The organism is Actinocorallia longicatena, from assembly GCF_039534125.1.
Taxonomy (GTDB): domain Bacteria; phylum Actinomycetota; class Actinomycetes; order Streptosporangiales; family Streptosporangiaceae; genus Actinocorallia; species Actinocorallia longicatena.
Genome location: NZ_BAAAUV010000013.1, coordinates 183,477 through 203,565, shown reverse-complemented (window position 1 = coordinate 203,565; position 20,089 = coordinate 183,477). Strand labels below are relative to the sequence as shown.

The following is a 20,089-nucleotide window of genomic DNA, read 5'->3' as shown; positions in this document are numbered from 1 at the left end:
GCCGCCTTCGCCGGGAAGGGCGGGCCGCCGGGGCCGCTGGCCGTCCCGGAGGGCGGGCCCGCCCACGACGTGGGCGCCGCGCTCGAAGGCACGCGCGAGGCGCTGGCCGGGCTGTCGGGCGGCGAGGTCGCCGAGGGCTGGACCTCCACGCCGGGCGAGCGGCTGCGCGCCGGGTTCACCACCGCCGACCCGGTGACGCGCGGAGCGCTGCGGCTCGGCCTGGCCTGCCTGCTGACGGCGGCCGTCTCGGTGCTGTTCGGCATCGGCAAGGTCTACTGGTCGGTGTTCGCGGCCGTGATGGTGCTGGCCACCCCGCCCGGCCTGGTGCGGGCCCGGATGTGGGACCGGCTGCTCGGGACGCTCGCGGGCGTCCTGCTCGCCGGGGTCCTGGTCCCCCTCACCGGCGACGCCCGCGGCCTCCAGCTCGTGCTCGGCCTGCTGTTCATCCTGCCCGGCATCCTGCTGATGCCGATCAACTACGGCTGGACCTGCTTCTTCGTCGCGACCGCCGTCGGCCTGCTCTACGGCGGCATCGGCGACCAGGGCGACTTCTTCCACTTCCGGCTGCTGGAGAACCTCGTCGGCTGCGCCGTGATCGTCCTGGTGATGGGGCTGACCTGGCGCTCCGACCCGTGGCCCGCCGCCGCGGCCCGTCTGCTGCGCGGCACCGCCGACGCCCTCCGCTCATCGGACCCCGCCGCCCGCCTGCCGGACCTGCGGGGCCGCGCCCTCGTGCTCCGCGACGCCGCCGCCGACCGCGCCGCCGGATCCGGAGAGACGGCCGCCGTCTGGACGTTCGGCAGCGCCGCCGTCGCCCTCGCCGTCCTCGCGACCGAGGGCGCCGCCATCGACCCCGACCGCCTGGATCTGCTCGCAGACCGCCTCTTCACCCCCGGCCCCCTGCCCGAACCCGAGGGGAACCCGGCCGACCCGATCGCGCTGGAGCTGGAACGCCTGACCGCGGCCGTCCGTGCCCTGGCGGAGACCTGACCCGCGATCAGCCGCGGCCTGCCAGCCAGTGCCGGAGCGCCAGCTGGAGATCGAGGCTCCGGTTCGGATCGTGCATCGCCGGCCCGAACAGCTCGTCCAGGCGCCGCAGCCGGTACCGGACGGTCTGGGCGTGCACGGCCAGCCGGACCGCTACCTCGTTCGCGTTGAACCGGCACTCCAGGCAGGCCAGCAGCGTCTCGGCCAGCCGTTCCCGCTGCGGCTCCCGCGCCCGTCCCAGCGGTTCGAGCAGCCGGGCGGCCAGCGCCCCGACCAGGTCGTCGTCACGGGTGATCACGAGCAGGCCGACCTGGTCGAGGGCCACCGCGGGACGGTCGCCGGGGAGCAGACCCCGTTCGACCAGGTCCAGCGTGCGCCGGGCCCAGCCCAGCGAGCGGGACGTCCGCGCGGGCTCCGTGGTCGGGCCGATCGCCGCGATCCAGTCGGTCAGGCCCGACTCCAGGGCGGCCCTGCGGCCGGGGCCGTCCGGATCGGAAACGATCACACACGGCTGTGCGAGATGCAGCCCCGGCAGCGCCCACGACGGCAGCCGGTGGCCGTGGTCGCGGCGCTTCAGGGCGACGGCCGCGACCGTCCGGGGGAGCTCCCACCGGGCCTCGCGGGCCAGTTCCGCCAGCTCACGCGGGTCGGGGTCGTCGGTGACGAGCAGGTCGACGAGCTTGCGGACCCGCTCCTCGCGTTCACCGGCCGCCCGTGCCGCCGCCGTCGCATGGCCCTGGCGCATGGCCGTGATGAGCTGGTCGTGGTAGGCGAGCACGAGCTGGGTGATCTGCCCGATGACCGAGCCGGGGACCTCGGTCCTGCTCTCGGCGACCTCGGTCAGCCGCCGCACCGTGACGCCCGTCCCGGCGCGCAGCGCGCTCTGCCACAGCCCCTCGCCGCGGCCCTCGCGCGCCTCGCCCTCACCGACCGAGCGGAAGAAGGCGAGCATGTCGTCGAGGCTGGCGTCGGGGTCCTCCAGCAGGTCGAGGAAGCGGAAGTTCGCCTGCTCGCACATCCGGTACAGCACCTCGGGATAGCGGGGATCATGGTTGCGGAGGTACTCGGGGACCTGCTGCTCGATCTCCTTGACGGCCTCCCGCGAGACCTCCGGCACGTGCTCGCGCAGGAGACCCACCAGCTCCGCCACCTGTACGTCGTCGAGCCCCAGGCCCGCCAGCCGATACCGCATCCGAGCATCCTGCCAACGTCCCGCTCCGGGAGGTAGGCCCAGCCTGGTCGTCACGAACTAGCGTTTGTTTACTTGAACCGTCTACCAACGACCCTCCTCCCGGATTACTGTGATCGTTTAGGCCCGTTCGGAGAGGTATGCCCGTGTCTGAGAACGCACGCAAAGTCGACCGGGGCGGTACCGCGGAGGGCTGCCCCGTCGAACAGGGGCCGGACGGCGTCTGGCGGGTGCGCGGTCACGCGGCCGGACGGGCGGTGCTGCGCAGTACCGAGACCGTCCAGGCGGGGCTCGGCGTCGAGACCATGGACCGGCTGCCGCAGAAGATCCGCCGCCCCGTCCTCTACCGCGACGGCTCCGAGCACCGCGAGCACCGCCGGCAGACCGCCCGCTACTTCACCCGGAAGCGGGTCGACGAGAAGTACCGCGAGCTGATGGAACGTGTCACGGACGAGCTGCTGGACCGGCTGGTCCGCGACGGCTCCGCCGACCTCGGAGGGCTCGGGTTCGAGCTGGCCGTCGAGGTGGCGTCGGCCGTCATCGGGTTGACCGACAGCAGGCCCGGGCTGGCCGCACGGCTGGACGAGTTCTTCCCCGAGAAGTTCGGGCGTCCGGGCTTCACCAGCGTCGACGGCGTCTACTGGTTCTACCGGCAGAACAAGCAGTTCCTCGGGATCTACCTCAAGGACGTCCGCCCGGCCGTGAAGGCCCGCAAGGCCGAGCGCCGCGACGATCTGATCAGCCATCTCATCGACGAGGGCTGCACCGGTGGCGAGATCCTCGGCGAGTGCGTGACCTTCGCCGCCGCCGGGATGGTGACGACCCGCGAGTTCATCACCATGGCGGCCTGGCACATGCTGTCCGACCCCGCGCTCGGCAAGCGCTACCTCGCCGCCGAGCAGCGGGAGCGGTACGCGATCCTGCACGAGATCCTGCGCCTCGAACCGATCGTCGGGAACCTCAAGCGCCGCACGACCGCCCCGGTCGAGATCCCCGGCGAGGTGACGATCCCGGCCGGTGAGCTCGTGGACGTCGAGGTCGGCGCGGTCAACGTCGATCCGGAGGCCGTCGGGGAACACGGCCTGGAGGTCTGCCCCGCCCGTGAGCTGGGCGACGGCGCCAACCCCTACGGGCTGTCGTTCGGCGACGGGCCGCACAAGTGCCCCGGCGCGCACCTGGCGATCCAGGAGTCCGACGTCTTCCTGACCCGGCTGCTGGCCCTGCCGGGGATCGCGATGCGTACCGAGCCGCGCATCGCGATGAAAGAGGAGATATCGGGCTATGAGCTGCGCGGACTGATCGTCGAGGTCCGTTCCGGCGCTTAGAACGGCCGTTCGCGGAAAGGTTTCCGGGCATGACGGAGACAGCGGTCGGAGGCGGCGAGCTCAAACGCGTCATCGGACGCCGGGTTCTCTTGCTGTTCGTGGTCGGTGACATTCTCGGCGCGGGCATCTACGCGCTCGTCGGCAAGGTCGCGGGCGAGGTCGGCGGGGCCATCTGGCTGCCGTTCCTGATCTCCTTCCTGCTGGCGACGCTCACCGCGACCGCCTACGCCGAGCTCGTCGGCAAGTACCCGCGCGCCGCCGGTGCCGCCCTGTACGCCAACCGGGCCTTCGGCATCCCCTTCGTGACGTTCCTCGTCGCGTTCGCGGTGATGATGAGCGGCATCACCTCGGCGAGCGCGGCGGCACGGGCGTTCGGCGGCAAGTACCTGGCCGAGTTCGTCACCCTGCCGACCGTGGTCGGGGCGCTGGGCTTCCTCGCGCTGGTGACGGTCGTGAACTTCGTCGGGATCTCCGAGTCGATCAAGGTGAACGTGGTGCTCACGATCATCGAGGGCCTCGGTCTCGTGGTCATCATGGTGATCGGGGTCGCGGCCCTGGTCAGCGGCGACGGCGATCCCGGACGGGCGCTGGAGTTCCACGCGTCCGACGGGGCGTTCCTCGGCATCCTCGGCGGGACCGCGCTGGCCTTCTACGCGCTGCTGGGCTTCGAGGACTCGGTCAACCTGGCCGAGGAGGCCAAGGACCCGAGCCGCGACTTCCCGCGGGCGCTGTTCGGCGGGCTCACCATCACGGTGCTGATCTACCTGGCCGTCGCGTTCACCGCGACGATGCTGGTCCCCACCGACGTGCTGGAGAAGTCGACGGGGCCGCTGCTGGAGGTCGTCAAGGCCGCGGGGCTGTCCTTCCCGCCGAAGCTGTTCGCCCTGATCGCCCTGCTGGCGGTCGGCAACACCGCCCTCATCAACATGATCATGGCTTCGCGGCTGGTCTACGGGATGGCCAGGGAGGGGATCGTGCCACCGGTCCTCGGGACCGTGCACCCGCGGCGGGCCACGCCCTGGGTCGCGATCCTCTTCACCGTCGCGATCGCGGTCGTCCTGGTCTGCACGGGGGACGTCGGCGGGCTCGCCGACACGACCGTCCTGCTGCTCCTGCTGGTCTTCGCCCTGGTCAACGTCTGTGTACTGGTGCTGCGGCGGGAGAGCGTCGAGCACGACCACTACCGCGCGCCGACCTGGACGCCGGCCGCCGGCTCGATCGTCTGCCTGCTCCTGGCCACCCCGCTGACCGGCCGCGACGTCGAGGTCTACCTCCGCGCCGGGATCCTGCTGGCGGTCGGCGTGCTGCTCTGGTTCCTCACCCGCCTGGTCAGGCCGGCCGGAGGGCGTTGAACACCAGCTCGCCGTAGTGCCGCCAGACCGCCGGATCCCGTTCCCCGTACTTGGTGAGCTGGACCGAGCAGCCGCCGAACAGCACCCGGACCTCGGTGACGGTCACATCCGCGCGGATCGCACCCTGGTCGCGGGCGGCGGCCACCACCCGGCCCAGGAGATCGACGAAGGTCTGGAGGGCGGCGTCCACGGGGCTGCCCGCCCCGAGAGCCTCGGCGATCGCGCAGTCGCCCGCGAGCCGTTCGAGCATGTCGGCCAGCGCCTCCCGCAGGGCGGGCCCGGCGTCGTCCTCGGCGAGCGCCGCCGCGAGGCGCTCCTGCAACCACTCGAGCTGGTGCAGCGCGACGGCCGCCACCAGGTCGGCCTTGGTCGGGTAACTCCGGTAGACGGTCGCCTTCCCGACCCCGGCCCGCTCCGCGACCTCCGGCACCGTCGCCTCGAGCCCCTTCTCGGCGAACACCTCGAAGGCCGCCCGCACGATCCGCTCGTGGTTGCGACGGGCGTCGGCCCGCCGTCCCGCCCATCCCGGTCCGCCGCCGGGGGAACTCCCCCGGCCGGTGGTGGGCGCGGCCTCGTCGGTCATGGGTTCAGTGTGCCCGATCACTCGGGTTCGGCCACCGCCACGAGACCGGCGGCGCCGATCTCCTCCAGCATCGGGATGGGCTCGGTCGCGCCGCCGCGCGGAATGAACAGGGCGGCGATTCCGGCCGTGAGGCTGACGCCCGCCGCGATCAGGAACGACACCACGTAGGCGCGCTCGGTCGGCACCAGGCGGCCGGCGGTGACGCTTCCCGCCAGGATCCCCGCGACGAGCTGCGACCCCAGCGACGAGCCGACCGAACGCAGCAGCGCGTTGACGCCCGTCGCCTGGCCGGTCTGGTCGGGGGAGACCGCGTCGATGATCAGGTTCGGCATCGCCGCGAAGGCCAGGCCGATCCCGAAGAACATCACCATCGTCACGCCGAGCACCGCGGCGGGGGAGCCGTGGTCGGCCGCGATCAGCAGCAGCCCTGCCCCGGTGATCAATGAGCCGAGGACCAGGGCGATCCGCGCCCCGAACCTCTGGGTGACCAGGGCGGACACCGGCCCGGCGACCAGCATCATCAGGCAGCCCGGAAGCATGATCAGACCGGCCTGGGTGGCGGATCCGCCGAACCCGTAACCGGCGGCCTCGGGGGTCTCGATGAACTGCGGGATCAGCATGAACGCGCCGAACATCCCGAACCCGACGAGCACGGTCGCGATGTTGGTGACCAGCACGGGCCGCCGGGCCAGCACCTTCATGTCGACCAGCGGCTCGGCGACGCGCGTCTCGGCGAACCCGAACACGGCGAGGATCGCCACGCCCGCACCGATCAGGCCGAGGGTCTTCGTGTCGCCCCAGCCCCAGGCCTGCGCCTGGCTGATCGCCAGCAGAGGCAGGGTGACGCCGGCGGCGAGCAGCCCCGCACCGGTCAGGTCGACCCGGCCGGGCCTGCGCTCGCCCGGCTCCGGCACCAGGAGCTGCGCGGCGACGGCCGCGGCCAGCGCCATCATGACACCGCTCCAGAAGATCCAGTGGTAGCTGGCGTGGTCGATGAGCAGGCCGCCCATCAGCAGCCCGCCTCCGCCGCCGATGCCCGCGATCGCCGACAGCAGGCCCATCGCGGACACCCGCCTGGCCGCGGGGAACTCGTCGCGGACGATGCCGAAGCAGAGCGGGAAGATGCCGCCGCCCGCGCCCTGGAGCACCCGGCCGGCGACCGCCCAGCCCAGGTTCGGGCCCACCGCCGCGACCACGCCGCCCGCCGCGAAGACCACGAGGGCGATCACCAGCAGCCGCTTCTTGCCGAACATGTCGCCGAGCCGGCCGAGGACGGGGGTCAGGACGGCGGCGGACAGCAGGTAGCCGGTGAGCGTCCAGGTGACGTTCTGCGGACTCGTGTGAAGGCCGGTCGCCAGGGCTCCGATCGCCGGGACCACCGCGGTCTGGGCCAGTGCGTACGCCAGCGCCGACAGTGACAGGATCCCGAGCGTCCGGCCCACGGGCGCGGTCCGTTTCGTCATCTTTCCCCCAGAAGCAAAAACGGACCCGTAGGTCCATTTGTCTTTGCCCAGGCTAACCCGGCTTTTGGCCGAGATATTGCGCCTGGTGGTGACAAGTGACTGACGTCACGGGGCCGCCCGTGGCACCACCAGCCCCGACTCGTAGGCGGTCATGACGGCTTGGGCGCGGTCGCGCAGATCGAGTTTGCGCAGGATCCGGCTGACATGGGTCTTGATGGTCTCCTCTCCGAGGACGAGCCGTCCCGCGATGTCGGCGTTGGACAGCCCCTCGGCGACCAGGCGCAGCACGTCCAGTTCGCGGGGGGTGAGCGCGGCGATGGCGGGGGGCGCGGGCCGGGGCCGGTTGCGGGCGAACTCGGCGATGAGACGCCGGGTGATCGCGGGAGCGATGAGGGCCTCGCCGTCGGCGACGACCCTGACGGCGTCGAACAGCCGCTCGGCCGAGACGTCCTTGAGCAGGAACCCGCTGGCCCCCGCGGTCAACGCGTCGTACACATGCTCGTCAAGATCAAAGGTGGTCAGCATGACCACCCGGGGATGCTCCGCCGCGGCAGTGATCAGCCGGGTCGCCTCGATCCCGTCCATGACCGGCATCCGCACGTCCATGAGCACCACATCCGGCCGCACCTCCGCACAGACCCCCACGGCCCCCTCCCCGTCGGCGGCGGTCCCCACCACCGAGAAGTCCTCCTGCGTCTCCAGCAGCGCGGCGAACCCCGCCCGGACCACCTCAAGATCATCAACCACCACGAGCCGAATCACGCGACCTCCCCCACCGGCAGAACGACCTCGACCAGGAACCCCGCGGGCACCCCGGGCCCCACCCACAGACTCCCCCCGACCGTCGCCACCCTCTCCCGCATCCCCATCAGCCCATGCCCGTCCCCCCAACCCCTGTCCCCACCGAACCCACCCTCATCCCGCCCCGCCCGACTCCCATGCCACCCCGCCTGACCCTCGTCCCGCCCCGCCCGATCTTGGTCCCGCCTCGCCTGGCCCTCATACCGCCCTGCCTGGCCCTTGTCCCACCCCGGGCCGCCGTGCGTGAAGGGCCAGGTCCTGGGCTGAGGCGGTGGGGGGATCGGGGCGGGGTGGCGGGGGGCGGGGCAGAGGCCGTTGTCGCGGATTCTGATCTTCAGGTGGTCGGGGGAGTAGGTGAGCTCGACGTCGACGGCGGCGCCGGGGGCGTGCCTTCGGGCGTTGGTGAGGGCCTCCTGGACGACTCGGTAGGCGGTCAGTTCGAGGCCGGGGTCGAGGGGGGTGACCGGGCCGGAGACGATGAGGCGGGCGGCGCCGCCGCCGGCCTGGCGGGTCTCGTCGATCAGGGCGAGGAGGTCGCGCAGGCCCGGCTGGGGGCGGCGGGTGGGCGGGGGCTCGGCGTCCTCGCGGAGCACGCCGAGGAGCCTGCGCATCTCGGTGAGCGCGGATCGGGCCGTCTCCCCGATGGCCAGCAGGTGCTTGACGCCGTCCGCTGGCATCCCAGGCACGGCGAGACGGGCCGTGTCCGCCTGCACCGAGATCATCGAGATGTGGTGGGCGACCACGTCGTGCAGCTCACGGGCGATCCTGGCCCGCTCGCCGCGCGCCGTCAGCTCCAGCAGGGACGCCTCGAACGCCCGCTGCTCCTCGAGCCTCGCGGCCGTGCCGGCCCGGTTGCGGCGGAACCATTCCACGATCATCGGGCCCCAGACGACCAGCACCGCGAGGCTCCCGGCCCAGCTCGGCTCCCGGTAGATCGCCGCCAGGGTGACGGCCGCGAGGGTCGCGACCACGGCCATCCGCCAGTTGCCGGGAAAGGCCGCCGGTACCGCCGCGGCGGCGACGGCCAGGAGGACCAGCGCGAGGGTCAGCGACCCGTCGGCCTGTGACCAGGCCTCGGCGGCCCCGGCCGCCCCCAGGGCGGCCGCGGCGACGAGATACCCCGCGCGCTTCACATCACTCATTGTGGCCAATCGGTGAGCGGTCCCGCGTCCCACTGGACCGTGGATCGCGATGTCCCCCGGCAGAGGGACCCGGCCCTCGCCTTCCCCTGGAGAGGGGAGGAAGAAGTGGGCTCCCTCGCGGGACGCCACGGGTCCGTCGTTTCCCTAGCGTTCTCACCATGGCAGAGTCCACAGGATCCACCGCGACCCCGAACGGGTCGTCCTCGACCATCGAGGTGCGAGGGCTGCGCAAACGCTACGGCGCCGCCCTCGCCGTCGATGACCTGACCTTCACGGTCCCCCCCGGCCGCGTCACCGGCTTCGTCGGGCCCAACGGCGCGGGCAAGTCCACCACCCTCCGGCTGATCCTGGGCCTCGACCGTCCCGACGGGGGCACCGCGCTGGTCGGCGGCAGGCCCTACCGGAGCCTGCGCAGACCCATCACCCATCTCGGCGCGATGCTCGACGCGTCCGCGGTCCACCCGTCCCGGAAGGCGAGCGATCACCTCCTGTGGATGGCGCACGCCGCCGGCCTGAAGAAGGCGAGGGTGGCCGAGGTCCTGGAGCAGGTCGGCCTCTCCTCCGTCGGCAGGCGGGCCGTCGGCGGTTACTCCCTGGGAATGCGCCAGCGCCTGGGCATCGCCGCCGCCCTGCTGGGCGATCCCCCCATGCTGATCTTCGACGAGCCGGTCAACGGCCTCGACCCCGACGGCGTCCGCTGGATCCGCATCCTGCTCCGCTCCCTGGCGGCGGAGGGCCGGGCCGTCCTGGTCTCCAGCCATCTGATGAGCGAGCTGGAGGACACCGCCGACCACCTCGTGGTGATCGGCCGCGGCAGGCTGATCGCCGACACCGACGTGCGGTCCCTGCTGGCCGCCGCCTCCGACGACCGCGTCGTCGTCAGGACCACCCACCGCCAGGAGGCGATGACCTCGCTGTCGCGGGCGGGCGCGACCGTCGCGGCGGGCGAGTCCGGCCAGGTGACCGTCGCGGGCCTGCCGGCGGAGCGGATCGCCGCCCTCCTGACCTCCGACGGCATCCCCTTCACCGGCCTGAACGAGCACCGGGCGTCCCTGGAGGAGGCCTACATGGACCTCACCCGCGACGCCGTCGACTACCGGGAGCGCACATGAGTGAGTTCGGCTGGCTGATCAGAGCCGAATGGACCAAGCTCCGCTCGGTCCCCCGCTGGATGATGGCCCTCGGTGCCGCCATCGGTCTCACCGTGCTGGTGGCCCTGCTGACGTCCGCGGGGGCGGGGTCGGAGGCCACCGGCGGATCAGGACCCGACGACAGCCCGAGGCCCCCGCGTGGATTCCAGGACGGCGGCTCCTTCACCTACAAGGCGCTCCCCGCCGACGGAACTCTGATCGCCCGCGTGGTCTCCCAGAAGGACACCAGCCCCTGGGCCAAGGCCGGCCTCATGATCCGGGCGAGCCAGGACAGGGGAGCGGCCCACGCGACCGTCGTGCTCACCCCCGGGCACGGCGTCAGGATGGAGGCCGACTTCAAGGACAGGGCCTCCACCGCCGCCACCCCGGGAAAACCCACCTGGCTGAAGCTGACCCGCACCGGCCCGACCGTCACCGGCTACACCTCACAGGACGGCACGACCTGGCGGAAGCTGTCCACCTACCGGCTCAGCGGCCCCGCACTCCTGGGCCTGTTCGTCGCCTCTCCCGACCAGACCAAGGTCATCCGCCAGTTCGGCTCCGAGAGCATCGACTCCTTCCCGGCGATCGCGAACGCCGTCTTCGACAACGTCACCCCCGAACCGGTCGGCTGGACGGACTCGGGCGCCCCCGAGGGCCCGGGCGCCGAAGGCCCGGACGGCGCCGAAATCACCACCTTCGCCTGGTCCGACGGCAAGGCCACCATGAACGGCGTCAACGACCTGGGCCCCGACCTCTACGGCGACGACATCACCAGAACCACCCTCACGGGCATCCTCCTCGGCCTGATCGCGGTGATCGCGGTCGCCGTCCTCTTCGTCACCACCGAGTACCGCAAGGGCATGGCCCTGACCACCTACACGATCAGCCCCCGCCGAGGCCGGGTCCTCGCCGCGCGAACCCTCGTCCTGGGCGCGACGGGCTTCGTGATCGGCCTGGTCGCCTCGGTGGCGGCCCTTCTGCTGAGCGCCCCCCTGATCCGCGCGGACAAACGCCGCGACATCTCCCTCACCGACCCGACCGTCCTGCGCGCCGTCCTCTGCACGGCCCTCCTGGTCTCCCTGGTAATGATCTTCAGCCTGGCCCTGGCCACCCTCTTCCGCAACACGGCGGCGGCCGTGGGCACCGCCCTCGTGGGCCTGCTCCTCCCGCAGATCATCGCCACCGGCCTCCCCCTCTCCGCGGCCCGCTGGCTGACCCGCCTGACCCCCTCGGCGGCCTTCGAAGCCCAGCAGACCTTCCGCCACTACGACACGGCCCTCTCCCCCTGGCCCGCCCTAGCGGTCCTCTTCCTCTACGCCGCCCTCACCCTGGCCCTGGCCTCCCGAACCCTCACCACCCGAGACGCCTGATGCCCCTCCACGATGCCCACCCCACAGCAGCCGGATTCCCGACCCACGCAGCGCCCCTGGCTCCTGGCGACCATCACCCCCTGGGCCCCGCTCGGCCCGCTCGGCTTTCTTGGCCCACTCGACCCGCTCGGCCCACTCGACCCGTTCGGCTGGGCTGCGGCGGTGGCCGCCGTCTCTTTCCTTGTCCATTGCCGGGGTGCTGGATGTCCTCTTTCGATGTGTTCCGCGCGGAGCGGCTGAGGGTCCGAGCCCTGAGGCCGTCTCCTGCTCCAGACCCCGGGAAGCCTGATGTTCTCTTTTGATGTGCTGCAGGCGGAGTGGACGAAGCTCCGGACCCTGCGCAGCACCCACTGGCTGGTGCTCGCGATCGTCGCGTTCACGGTCCTGGTCGGGCTGGCGGGTACGGCGGGGGCCGACGTGTCGCACTGCCCGGCGCCCGACCGGTGCTTCGAGGACACGCCCAAGCTGGCCTTGAACGGAGTACGGCTGGCCCAGGTGGCCGTGGTCGTGCTGGCGGTCCTGAGCATCTCCGCCGAGTACGGGACGGGCACGATCCTCCCCACGCTGACGGTGGTCCCCCGTCGCGGACGGGTCCTGGCGGCCAAGGCCATCGTCCTGACGGGCGTGACCGTCGCCAGCGCCGTCCTCGCCACCCTCACCTGCCTGCTCCTGGGTCGCCACCTGCTCCCCGACGGCGGATTCACCCCGGCCAACGGATACCCGCTCCTGTCCCCGACCGACGGCCCCACCCTCCGCGCCACAGCGGGCACCGTCCTCTACCTGGCCCTGATCGCCCTGCTCTCCCTGAGCGTGGCGACGATCGTCCGCGACACCGCGGGCGCCCTGACCACGGTCCTCGCCCTCCTTTTCATCCTCCCGATCCTCACCGAGTTCATCTCCGACCCCACCTGGCACGACCGCCTGAACCGCTGGTCGCCCATGACCGCCGGCCTCACCATCCAGGTGACCGTAGGCGTGGACCACCTGAAGACCACCCCCTGGCAAGGCCTCTCCATCCTCACCGCCTACACCCTCACCGCCCTCCTCCTGGCCACCCTCACCCTCACCCGCCGCGACGCCTGAAGCTCAACGCACTGAGTCGCGCCGGTGCCCTGAGAGGTTTTCGCGTCGAGTCGCGTGGTCTGCCGGGGGCTTCTCGCGATGGGCCGCGTGGCGCGCTGGGGCTTGACGCGATGGGTCGCGTGGTGTGCCGGGGGCTCGACGCGATGTGCTGCGTGGTGCGCTGGAGCTTCACGCGCTGGGTCGGGTGGCGCGCTGGGAGGCTTCCTCGTGAGGCGCGTGGAGCTCTGTGACGGCCGACCGGTAGTGGGCAGCAAGGCTTGACGCGATGGGTCGCGTGGTGGGCCGCAAGGCTTGACGCGATGGGCTGCGTGGTGTGCCGGGACGTTCGCGTGTTGAGCCGGGCGGCAGGTCGGGGGCTTGATGTGGTGGGTCGCGTGGTGTGCTGGGACGGTGGAAGGGCTGACGTGCCGGGGCGAAGGTCGAGCGGTGTGCAGGGGGTGGTGTGCGAAGGGCTTGATCTGGGGGTGGTTCGTGTCGGTCGTGGGTGATTCCTTGGTCGGGAGGGCGGGCGGGTGGGGATGGACGAGCTGGAGGCTTACTGGCGGTTGGAGCGTTACCGGGTCACTCCGGTCGATCTGATCGAGATCGACGAGGCGGTGTTGCGGAGGAGGCGTGGGCGGATGCCTGCGTGGGGGCCGGGGTTCAGTGGGGTGCCGGAGCTCGCGCCCTGTCCGTTCCGCGATCGCCTTGATGCCTTCGTCGCGGGAGGCCCGCCTGCGCTGCTGGTCCGTGGGCTGGGGGAGAAAGGCGTCCGGGAGGTGCGCGCCGATGCGGGTGGCGTCGGGGTGGAGAGCATGGGGGCGGGGAGCATGGCGGTCGGGAGCGTTGGGGTGGGGGGCGTTGATGAGGACGGTGGAGGGCGGGGGAGTGTCGGGGATGCTGCGGATGATCTGTTGGAGGTCGTCGGTGCGCGGCTCGGGGTCTCCGGTGGGGAGGCGGAGATGGCGTTCGAGGTGGTCCTGTGCCCGCCCGGGGGTCGGGACTTCGGGGTCGGGCTGACGCTCTCCGGTGAGGAGACCGTTCCCGTCAGGCTTTCGGCGGGTGAACTTCTCGTCGTTCGTTCGGCCGGAGCCGAGGTCTCGCCGCTGCCGCCTACGGGCGACGGCCTGTATCTGCGGCTTGCCGCCCGCTGATCGCCGCTCGCCGGACGAGGGTCTCGGGTGGCCGGTCTACTGGACGCAGAACTCGTTTCCCTCGGGGTCGGACATGACGACGTGATGGGTGCCCGGCTCCTTGACCTCCTGCAGGACCGTGGCGCCCAGGGAGCGGAGGCGGGAGACCTCGCCGTCGCGGGTGTCCGGGCCCGCGTGGAGGTCGAGATGGAGACGGTTCTTGACGGTCTTGGGCTCGGGGACCTGCTGGAACAGCAGGCGTCTGCCGAGGCCCACGCCGGTGCCCTCCTGGACGGGGTCGTCCGGGTGGCGCACCGCCTGGAGCGTCCGGAAGGCCCGGCGTCCGCCCACCGTCACGGTCGCCTCCTCGGGGAGGGCGCCGGAGTCCAGGAGCCGTTCGACCAGATCGCCGTTGTCCTCCATCGCGTAGCCGAGGGCCGCGGCCCAGAACGCGGCCTGGGCGTGCGGGTCCGCGCAGTCGATGACGAGTTTCCAGGTGAGTGCCATGCCCTCACCATGCCCCCGCCGGTCCCCTTCATCTCCCGGAGCCCCGATCACTCCGGGACGGCCACCGGATTCGCGTCCGGATCAGGCCGGTATGACCGGCCCGCGGAGTGAACCGCCCGGTGCCGCGGACCCCGAAGACGGCGGCCCCATCCCTTCCGCCCCGCAGACCTCGCACTTCAAGGGTGGTGCGCGCCGCCCAACCCGGTCCCGGCGGCGGAACGACCCGCCTCGCGAACCTCCCGAAAGCCCTGAAGCCCACCAAAAAGGCGCCCTAGCACCCGCTCGCAGCCCGCCGCTACGCTCCCGGCCATGTCTCGACATAGATCCGACGCGGGCAGGGCGGGCCCCCTGGCCGCGTCGCTGGCCGTCATGGTCATCGTGCTCGCGCTCGGCGGAGTCGGCGCCTACGCCGCCTACCGGGCCTTCGGCCACGCCGACCGCGAGGTGACCGCGGTGCCGACCAGGATCGCCTTCCAGGGCACGGTCGAAAGGACGGTGCCGCTGCGGATCCAGGCCCCCGCGACCCCCTGCCCGCTGAAGCTCCTCGACCTGGACGGCAACGTCCTCGCCAACACCGAACTCGACCCCGGCTCCATCGCCAGGTTCGACCACACCCGCTTCCAGGGGACGGTCTGCGAAGGAGCCGAGGTCTACGTCAACGGCGTGAAGGCGAAGACGGAACCGGTCGACGGCGGCGTCTCCTTCCGGAGCTGACCCGCCGAAGCCCGGTCCGGCTCAGGGATTGGACGGGCAGTCCGTCCCGTCGCAGAGCATCCGCACGAGCAGGTCCTGGAAGATCCGCTGCGTCTGCCGCGCGTCCTTGGAGACGTAGACCTGGCCGTTGGTGGCGGCGGCGATCCGCCGGAGCGGCTCCTCGTCGATGTCGGGCCCGTACGCCCCGATCACGACGCTGACCGGCGCCGTCCTGTCGTACTCGGCCTTCAGGGTCTTGAGCAGCCTCGCCAGGGAGAGGCCGCCGTAGGGGTTCTGATTCATCCCGTCGGTGAAGATCAGAGCCGTGTTGTAGACGTCCGGCTGATAGGCCCGCTTCACCTCGCGATAGGCGGCGAGGATCGTGTCGTAGAGCCCGGTGTAACTCCCCTGGACCGGACGCGCCGCGTCGATCTTCCGCACCAGCAGGTCCCGGTGCTTCGAGGCACCGCTCCCCGCCCCCAGCTTCCGGATCGGCGCGAGCTCCCGGTAGTGCCGCCTCCCGTCGAGCCGGGTCGAGAACTCCCACAGCCCGATCGACACGAAGTCCGGGCTCAGCACGAACCCCTCCCGGATCTGCCGGGTCAGCGCGGCGATCCGCGCGGTCGTGGTCCCCGGGACGTTCTGCGCCATGGACGGCGACACGTCGAGGACCTCGAGCAGCCGGGCCCCGAGCTGCACCCGGTTCCAGATCTTCCGGATCTTCGCGGTCTTCTCGGGATCGGGCGCGGCCAGCCTCTTCGGACCCTTCGCGTCGATCCCGGTCAGCGGGCTCACCCCCGCCGGAGCCCTGCCCGCGGCCGTCCGGAACCCGGCCTTGCCGAAGTCGACCTTGCGCACGGTGCCCAGCAGCGTCTCGGCCGCCTTCCGCTTGGCCTCGTCACCGGTGGTCACGAGGTAGGGATAGTCGAGCGACAGCGTCCCCTCCACGGGATTCGCCACGATGATCTTTCCGCCGCTCGCCAGGGCGGCCTGCTCGCTCATGATCCCGATCGTGGGTTTCGGCGACTTCAGCGCCGTCCCCACGTCCTTGACGGCCAGCGACCGCACGGCCAGCAGCGCCGTCGCGTACCGCTGGAGCCCCGCCTTCCCGGTCCCGGAGAGCTGCTGGGTCGCGATCAGGGTGGACAGCCCGGTCGCGCTGGTCCCGGGATCGGGGATCGCCAGCGCCGGCCCCGCCGCCGCGGTGTTGGAGACCTTGGCCGGGAGCAGCATCCGCCACGCCGGCTTCTGCGGCGACGACGCCATCTTCACCGCGAGCGCCGCCGGGACGCCCCACACGATGGGGGAGGAGGCCAGCGACGTCCCCTTCGCCGGGACGAGCTGAGCCCCCTCGTCGGTCCGCCGGGCGGTGGCGATCCACAGCGAGGAGTCGGGGATCCAGACGTCGGGAGCGGGCAGGCCGGGGTTCTCGAGCGTCCCGGCGAGCACGTCGGCGACCTTCCCCGGCGGCTGCGCGGCGAACGTCACCCCGCAGGCCGAGCCGCTCACGGCCTTGAGCGGCGCCAGGAGCTCGGGGCTGACGGCCACGCGCAGTTTCACGCAGCCGTCCTTGACACCCTTGGGGCTGGAGGAACAGGCGACGGCCCCCGCCATCAGCAGTACGGTAGTCGCGCAGAGGAGCGATCGGGGCATCATCCTGGATCCCTTTCGGCGGTGCGGTGGCCGCACAGTAGCGGAAGCCAAGCAATCGCTTGGTGTAGGACGGAGGACATGTCAGGCGAAAAGCACCGCTTGGTGTCGATATGCACCACGGTCGCCCTACTGGTGGCCGGATGTGGCAACACGTCCACCCCTGAGCCCGTTCCGCCCCCGGCGGCCCCCCAGACGACCTCCGTCACCCGGGCCCCGAACGCCGATCCGGGCACGGATCCGGGCCGGGCGCCCGTCGCGCCGCTGCCCCGGCTGACCCTCCGCCAGCTCGCCGGCCAGCGCGTGATCTACAGCTACAAGGGCGCCACCCCGCCCGCCTCCCTCCTGGAGGCGATCCGCCGCGGCGAGGCCGCCGGGGTCATCTTCTTCGCGGGCAACGTCCGCTCGCGCGCCAAGCTCCGCGCCGCCGTCGCCAAGATCAAGAAGGCCAACTCCGAGAGCCCGGTCAAGGCTCCCCTGCTGCTCATGACCGACCAGGAGGGCGGCCCGGTCCGCCGCCTGCCCGGTGCTCCGTTCCAGTCGGCCCGGCAGATGGGCGCGTCGGCGAACCCGGCGGCGACCGCGGCCAAGGCCGGCAGGGACACCGCGGCCAACCTGCGCGGCGTCGGGCTGAACGTCAATCTGGCCCCGGTCCTCGACGTCTACCGCAAGAAGGGCGACTTCGCCGACCGCTTCGGCCGCTCCTTCAGCAAGGACCCGAAGAAGGTCGCCGCCCTCGCCTCGGCCTTCCTGAAGGCCCAGCAGAAGGGCGGCGTCGCGGCGACGGTCAAGCACTTCCCCGGCCTCGGCCCGGCTCCCACCAAGGCCAACACCGATCTCAGGAAGGTCGTCCTCAAGACCCCGGCGGCGGTCCTGCGGTCGGTCGACGAGAGCCCCTACGGTCCCGCGATCGCGGCCGGAGCCCCGATGGTCATGCTGTCCTGGGCCGTCTACCCGGCCCTCGACAAGACCCGTCCGGCCGGCCTGTCCCAGAAGATCATCTCTGGGGAGCTGCGCGGCCGCGTCGGGTTCAAGGGCGTGACCATCACCGACGCCCTCGAGGCCGGCGCGCTCAAGAAGTTCGGCTCCGTGGCCACCCGTGGCCTGCTGGCCGCCGGCGCGGGCATGGACCTGCTGCTCTTCTCCGCCCAGAACCCGGCGGCCGGCCTGTCCGGCGTCACCGTGCTCGCCAAGGCCCTGCAGGAGGGCAAGCTCGACAAGAAGCGGACCGAGTCGGCCGTCCGGCGGATCCTCACGGTGCGCAGGGCCTACTGACCATGGCGCGAGGCCACGTGGCCGAGCCCGGTTTGTGATCCTGAACACGAAGCGAACCCGGACGCACCGGGCTTATGGTGTGGCCAATCGTCGCCGTGCCGAAGGAACCACAGTGAGTCACTTGCCCGGCTCGAGATCGGCGCTCGCGCCGGATCGGGCGATCAAGCCAGGACGGCACGGGCTCTCGCGCGAGGCGGTCGGGCTGATCCAGCGCGGGCGGCTGATCGACGGATTCGTCCGGCAGGTGGCCGAGCACGGCTACACCAACGTGACGATCAGCCGGGTGACCGAGGCGGCCGGGGTCACCAAGAAGGCGTTCTACCTGTTCTTCCCCTCGATGGAGGACTGCTTCGTCGCCGCGCTCGAACAGGGCGCGGCGGTGCTGGAGGAGGCCGTGCGGACGGCGTTCCAGACCGCCCCCGACTGGCGTTCGGGCATCGAGGCCGGCCTGGACGCCCTGCTGCGCACCCTGGCGGCGGAGGAGCCGTTCGCCCGCCTGGTCACCGTCGAGGTCGCCGGGGCGGGAGCCCGGGTCCGCGCGGTGCGCGACGAGTATCTGGAGCGCTTCCGCGCGGTCTTCGACGAGCCCGGCTACGGCGGCGAGACCCGCGACCACGTGGTCGACGCGGTGGTCGGCGGCGTCTACAGCACGCTCTACCTCCAGGTCGACTCCGGCCGGACGGCCGACCTGCTGTCGCTGCTGCCGTCCCTGCTCTACTTCGTCATGCTCCCGCTGCCGGACCCGGAGAAGGGCAGCAGCACGAAGTAACTGAGCGCGGGCAGCGCCTGACGCAGCTCGGCGGCCCGCCCCGCGGCCACGTGGTTGTAGATCGTCGTGTAGATCCCGCCGCTGAAGGCCTTCCGCACGACGTCGGGCAGCGGCGGAAGCTCGGGCCGTTCGGCGAAGAACTGCCGGAACCCCGCGACGGCCACCGCCCGTGCCCGCGCCGCCCGCGGCCCCACCGAGTTGATCTCGACGACCAGCAGCCGGGCCCGTTCGGGATCGGAGGCCAGCGCCTCGATCGCGGCCCGGAGCGCCGCCTCCAGCCCGTCCCGCCAGTCGTTCTGGGCGTGGTAGGCGCGTTCCAGCAGTTCTCTCAGCTCCGCGACGCACTCGGCGTAGTAGGCCATGAAGCAGTCCTCCATCGTCGGGAAGTGACGGTGGAAGGCGTCCTCGGGCAGGTCGGCGGCCTCCGCGACCAGCCCGGCCGACGTCCGATCGAACCCGTTCTCGGTGGCCACCCCGGCGAAGGCGCGGACGAGCCGCTCACGTTCGGACATCCGCCCATCGTCCGCTCATCGATGTCGAGCAAGCGCTTGTTGGCCGGATCCGGTCACCCGGCCAGCGCCAGGCCGACCCCGACGAGATGACGGGCGAGGGCGACCCGCATCGCGACATGGTCGGCGAGCTCCTCCGCCGGCGGCTCGTCCAGCCGGAACATCGGGACGGCCGTCGGCAGGCTCCGCAGCACGAGCCCGCCGAGGGCGCCCAGCCGGATCGCGTCCGGATCCGCGGGACAGGTCTCGCCGTAGGCGGCCAGCACGGTCTCGGTCATCGCGGGCAGTTCCTCGACGGGAAGCAGCCCGCTGTGGGCGTGCCCGGCCAGGAGCTGTCCGAGGTCGAAGCCGGCCGCTCCCGGGCTGCCCCAGCTCCAGTCGATGGCGACGAAGGACGCCGAGCCGTCGGCGGGGACCAGCAGGTTCTGCGGGCTGGCGTCGCCGTGGACCCGGCTGTGGGGGAGCCGGTCCATCGCCTCCAGCAGGGCGGGGGTGCGGGCGATGACCTCGCGGACCCCGGTGTGGAAGTCCTCGTCAACGTGCGGGGCGAGCAGCGGATGCTTCCAGAGCTCCGCGTCCAGCAGCATCCTGTGCAGCCCGAAGGGGGCCACCCGCTCGCAGAAGTAGCGCAGGCCGGTGTTGCCCGCCGGGGCGGGGCGGAGCGCGGCGAGCGCCCCGAGGCGGCGGGCCGCCTCGGCGTAACGGGCGGCGTCCCAGGCGCCGGGCGCCTCCGCGACGTCCTCCATCCAGATGATCGCCCGCTCGTCGCCCAGTTCCTCCAGCCGGTACAGCCGGGGCAGCCGCAGCCCGGGCGGGAGCGGCTCGTCGGCGAGGTAGGTGTCGGCGTCGACCCGCCACGGGTACCCCGCGGTCACGTCCTCGCGGATCTCCGCGGGCAGCGAGGGGAACACCGCCGAGTGCCGGAGGGCGCCGATCGACTTCACGAAGAACGACCAGGACCGGCCGTCGGCGGCGGTGCCGTGCACGCGGTGCAGGGCGATCGTGGAGAACGCGAACTCAGCGGGAAGCCTCTCGACGCGCTGCTCGGCGATCTCGGCCGAGGGGTCGTCGAGCTGCTCCCGGACGAGCGCGGTCAGGTCGGTGCGGGCGAGAGTGTCCATGGACGGAGCATGGAGCCGTCCGATT

19 protein-coding genes are annotated in these 20,089 nt (G+C 72.1%); 10 read left to right on the top strand and 9 right to left on the bottom strand.

Annotated elements, in window-relative coordinates; all coding sequences use genetic code 11:
• A partial coding sequence (locus ABD785_RS25280; protein ID WP_344832764.1) for an FUSC family protein occupies positions 1-990 on the top strand: 990 nt, incomplete at its 5' end.
• A 7-nt stretch (positions 991-997) separates the two neighbouring features.
• Here the strand turns inward: ABD785_RS25280 and ABD785_RS25275 are convergent.
• Positions 998-2,179, bottom strand: a complete 1,182-nt coding sequence (locus tag ABD785_RS25275) for a PucR family transcriptional regulator (protein ID WP_344832762.1) — start codon at positions 2,177-2,179, stop codon at positions 998-1,000.
• 143 nt (positions 2,180-2,322) lie between these two features.
• Here ABD785_RS25275 and ABD785_RS25270 point away from each other — a divergent pair, with 143 nt between their 5' ends.
• Positions 2,323-3,501 carry a cytochrome P450 gene (locus tag ABD785_RS25270; protein WP_344832759.1) on the top strand — a complete coding sequence of 393 codons (1,179 nt, stop codon included), beginning with the start codon at positions 2,323-2,325 and terminating at the stop codon, positions 3,499-3,501.
• A gap of 29 nt (positions 3,502-3,530) precedes the next feature.
• Positions 3,531-4,853: an APC family permease gene (locus ABD785_RS25265; protein ID WP_344832757.1), complete on the top strand. Its 1,323-nt coding sequence runs from the start codon at positions 3,531-3,533 to the stop codon at positions 4,851-4,853.
• Here the strand turns inward: ABD785_RS25265 and ABD785_RS25260 are convergent.
• The 4 genes from ABD785_RS25260 to ABD785_RS25245 all read right to left on the bottom strand — a co-directional run bounded on the left by ABD785_RS25260 (position 4,831) and on the right by ABD785_RS25245 (position 8,833).
• Entirely contained in the window at positions 4,831-5,436 is a 606-nt protein-coding gene (locus ABD785_RS25260) for a TetR/AcrR family transcriptional regulator (protein WP_344832754.1), read from the bottom strand. The two genes, ABD785_RS25265 and ABD785_RS25260, sit on opposite strands and share 23 nt — an antisense overlap.
• Before the next feature lie 17 nt (positions 5,437-5,453).
• The gene (locus ABD785_RS25255) at positions 5,454-6,899 is read right to left on the bottom strand and encodes an MFS transporter (protein ID WP_344832751.1); all 1,446 of its coding nucleotides are present in this window, start codon (positions 6,897-6,899) and stop codon (positions 5,454-5,456) included.
• 105 nt (positions 6,900-7,004) lie between these two features.
• Positions 7,005-7,661 carry a response regulator gene (locus ABD785_RS25250; protein WP_344832749.1) on the bottom strand — a complete coding sequence of 219 codons (657 nt, stop codon included), beginning with the start codon at positions 7,659-7,661 and terminating at the stop codon, positions 7,005-7,007.
• Complete coding sequence (locus ABD785_RS25245; protein ID WP_344832748.1) at positions 7,658-8,833, bottom strand: sensor histidine kinase; 1,176 nt, start codon at positions 8,831-8,833, stop codon at positions 7,658-7,660. Before ABD785_RS25245 ends, ABD785_RS25250 begins: the two co-directional genes overlap by 4 nt.
• Positions 8,834-9,000: 167 nt before the next feature.
• On the opposite strand from ABD785_RS25245, the gene ABD785_RS25240 reads away from it, so the two are divergent.
• From ABD785_RS25240 to ABD785_RS25225, 4 genes are all read left to right on the top strand, one after another.
• Positions 9,001-9,954, top strand: coding sequence for an ABC transporter ATP-binding protein (locus tag ABD785_RS25240; protein WP_344832746.1), 954 nt, complete (start codon positions 9,001-9,003; stop codon positions 9,952-9,954).
• Complete coding sequence (locus ABD785_RS25235; RefSeq protein WP_344832745.1) at positions 9,951-11,345, top strand: DUF1349 domain-containing protein; 1,395 nt, start codon at positions 9,951-9,953, stop codon at positions 11,343-11,345. The genes ABD785_RS25240 and ABD785_RS25235 overlap by 4 nt, the downstream gene beginning before the upstream one ends.
• 288 nt (positions 11,346-11,633) lie before the next feature.
• A complete protein-coding gene (locus tag ABD785_RS25230; RefSeq protein WP_344832744.1) occupies positions 11,634-12,428 on the top strand; it encodes an ABC transporter permease subunit in 795 nt (264 codons plus the stop codon).
• Between the two features lie 518 nt (positions 12,429-12,946).
• The gene (locus ABD785_RS25225; RefSeq protein WP_344832743.1) at positions 12,947-13,561 is read left to right on the top strand and encodes a hypothetical protein; all 615 of its coding nucleotides are present in this window, start codon (positions 12,947-12,949) and stop codon (positions 13,559-13,561) included.
• Positions 13,562-13,597: 36 nt separating this feature from the next.
• Here the strand turns inward: ABD785_RS25225 and ABD785_RS25220 are convergent, their stop codons facing one another.
• Positions 13,598-14,047, bottom strand: coding sequence for a VOC family protein (locus tag ABD785_RS25220; protein WP_344832740.1), 450 nt, complete (start codon positions 14,045-14,047; stop codon positions 13,598-13,600).
• 309 nt (positions 14,048-14,356) lie between these two features.
• Between ABD785_RS25220 and ABD785_RS25215 the strand changes: the two genes are divergently transcribed.
• Positions 14,357-14,761 (top strand): hypothetical protein, encoded by a 405-nt coding sequence (locus tag ABD785_RS25215; protein ID WP_344832739.1) that lies wholly within the window; start codon positions 14,357-14,359, stop codon positions 14,759-14,761.
• A 21-nt stretch (positions 14,762-14,782) separates the two neighbouring features.
• On the opposite strand, the gene ABD785_RS25210 is transcribed toward ABD785_RS25215, so the two are convergent.
• Positions 14,783-16,354 carry a hypothetical protein gene (locus ABD785_RS25210; RefSeq protein ID WP_344832736.1) on the bottom strand — a complete coding sequence of 524 codons (1,572 nt, stop codon included), beginning with the start codon at positions 16,352-16,354 and terminating at the stop codon, positions 14,783-14,785.
• A gap of 117 nt (positions 16,355-16,471) precedes the next feature.
• Here ABD785_RS25210 and ABD785_RS25205 point away from each other — a divergent pair, with 117 nt between their 5' ends.
• Positions 16,472-17,665, top strand: a complete 1,194-nt coding sequence (locus ABD785_RS25205) for a glycoside hydrolase family 3 N-terminal domain-containing protein (RefSeq protein WP_344832733.1) — start codon at positions 16,472-16,474, stop codon at positions 17,663-17,665.
• 121 nt (positions 17,666-17,786) lie between these two features.
• Complete coding sequence (locus tag ABD785_RS25200) at positions 17,787-18,434, top strand: TetR/AcrR family transcriptional regulator (RefSeq protein WP_344832731.1); 648 nt, start codon at positions 17,787-17,789, stop codon at positions 18,432-18,434.
• On the opposite strand, the gene ABD785_RS25195 is transcribed toward ABD785_RS25200, so the two are convergent.
• Positions 18,380-18,946, bottom strand: coding sequence for a TetR/AcrR family transcriptional regulator (locus tag ABD785_RS25195; RefSeq protein ID WP_344832730.1), 567 nt, complete (start codon positions 18,944-18,946; stop codon positions 18,380-18,382). The genes ABD785_RS25200 and ABD785_RS25195 overlap by 55 nt on opposite strands.
• 53 nt (positions 18,947-18,999) lie before the next feature.
• Positions 19,000-20,064: a phosphotransferase family protein gene (locus ABD785_RS25190; protein ID WP_344832728.1), complete on the bottom strand. Its 1,065-nt coding sequence runs from the start codon at positions 20,062-20,064 to the stop codon at positions 19,000-19,002.
• Between the last annotated feature and the right edge of the window lie 25 nt (positions 20,065-20,089).

Excerpts from the sequence above, each read along its gene's own strand:
- ABD785_RS25235 (WP_344832745.1), top strand. The coding sequence starts at position 9,951 with ATGAGTGAGTTCGGCTGGCTGATCAGAGCCGAATGGACCAAGCTCCGC.
- ABD785_RS25240 (WP_344832746.1), top strand. The coding sequence starts at position 9,001 with ATGGCAGAGTCCACAGGATCCACCGCGACCCCGAACGGGTCGTCCTCG.
- ABD785_RS25195 (WP_344832730.1), bottom strand. The coding sequence starts at position 18,946 with ATGTCCGAACGTGAGCGGCTCGTCCGCGCCTTCGCCGGGGTGGCCACC.
- ABD785_RS25255 (WP_344832751.1), bottom strand. The coding sequence starts at position 6,899 with ATGACGAAACGGACCGCGCCCGTGGGCCGGACGCTCGGGATCCTGTCA.
- ABD785_RS25205 (WP_344832733.1), top strand. The coding sequence starts at position 16,472 with ATGTCAGGCGAAAAGCACCGCTTGGTGTCGATATGCACCACGGTCGCC.
- ABD785_RS25230 (WP_344832744.1), top strand. The coding sequence starts at position 11,634 with ATGTTCTCTTTTGATGTGCTGCAGGCGGAGTGGACGAAGCTCCGGACC.
- ABD785_RS25215 (WP_344832739.1), top strand. The coding sequence starts at position 14,357 with ATGTCTCGACATAGATCCGACGCGGGCAGGGCGGGCCCCCTGGCCGCG.
- ABD785_RS25275 (WP_344832762.1), bottom strand. The coding sequence starts at position 2,179 with ATGCGGTATCGGCTGGCGGGCCTGGGGCTCGACGACGTACAGGTGGCG.
- ABD785_RS25220 (WP_344832740.1), bottom strand. The coding sequence starts at position 14,047 with ATGGCACTCACCTGGAAACTCGTCATCGACTGCGCGGACCCGCACGCC.
- ABD785_RS25225 (WP_344832743.1), top strand. The coding sequence starts at position 12,947 with ATGGACGAGCTGGAGGCTTACTGGCGGTTGGAGCGTTACCGGGTCACT.
- ABD785_RS25210 (WP_344832736.1), bottom strand. The coding sequence starts at position 16,354 with ATGGCGGGGGCCGTCGCCTGTTCCTCCAGCCCCAAGGGTGTCAAGGAC.
- ABD785_RS25260 (WP_344832754.1), bottom strand. The coding sequence starts at position 5,436 with ATGACCGACGAGGCCGCGCCCACCACCGGCCGGGGGAGTTCCCCCGGC.
- ABD785_RS25190 (WP_344832728.1), bottom strand. The coding sequence starts at position 20,064 with ATGGACACTCTCGCCCGCACCGACCTGACCGCGCTCGTCCGGGAGCAG.
- ABD785_RS25265 (WP_344832757.1), top strand. The coding sequence starts at position 3,531 with ATGACGGAGACAGCGGTCGGAGGCGGCGAGCTCAAACGCGTCATCGGA.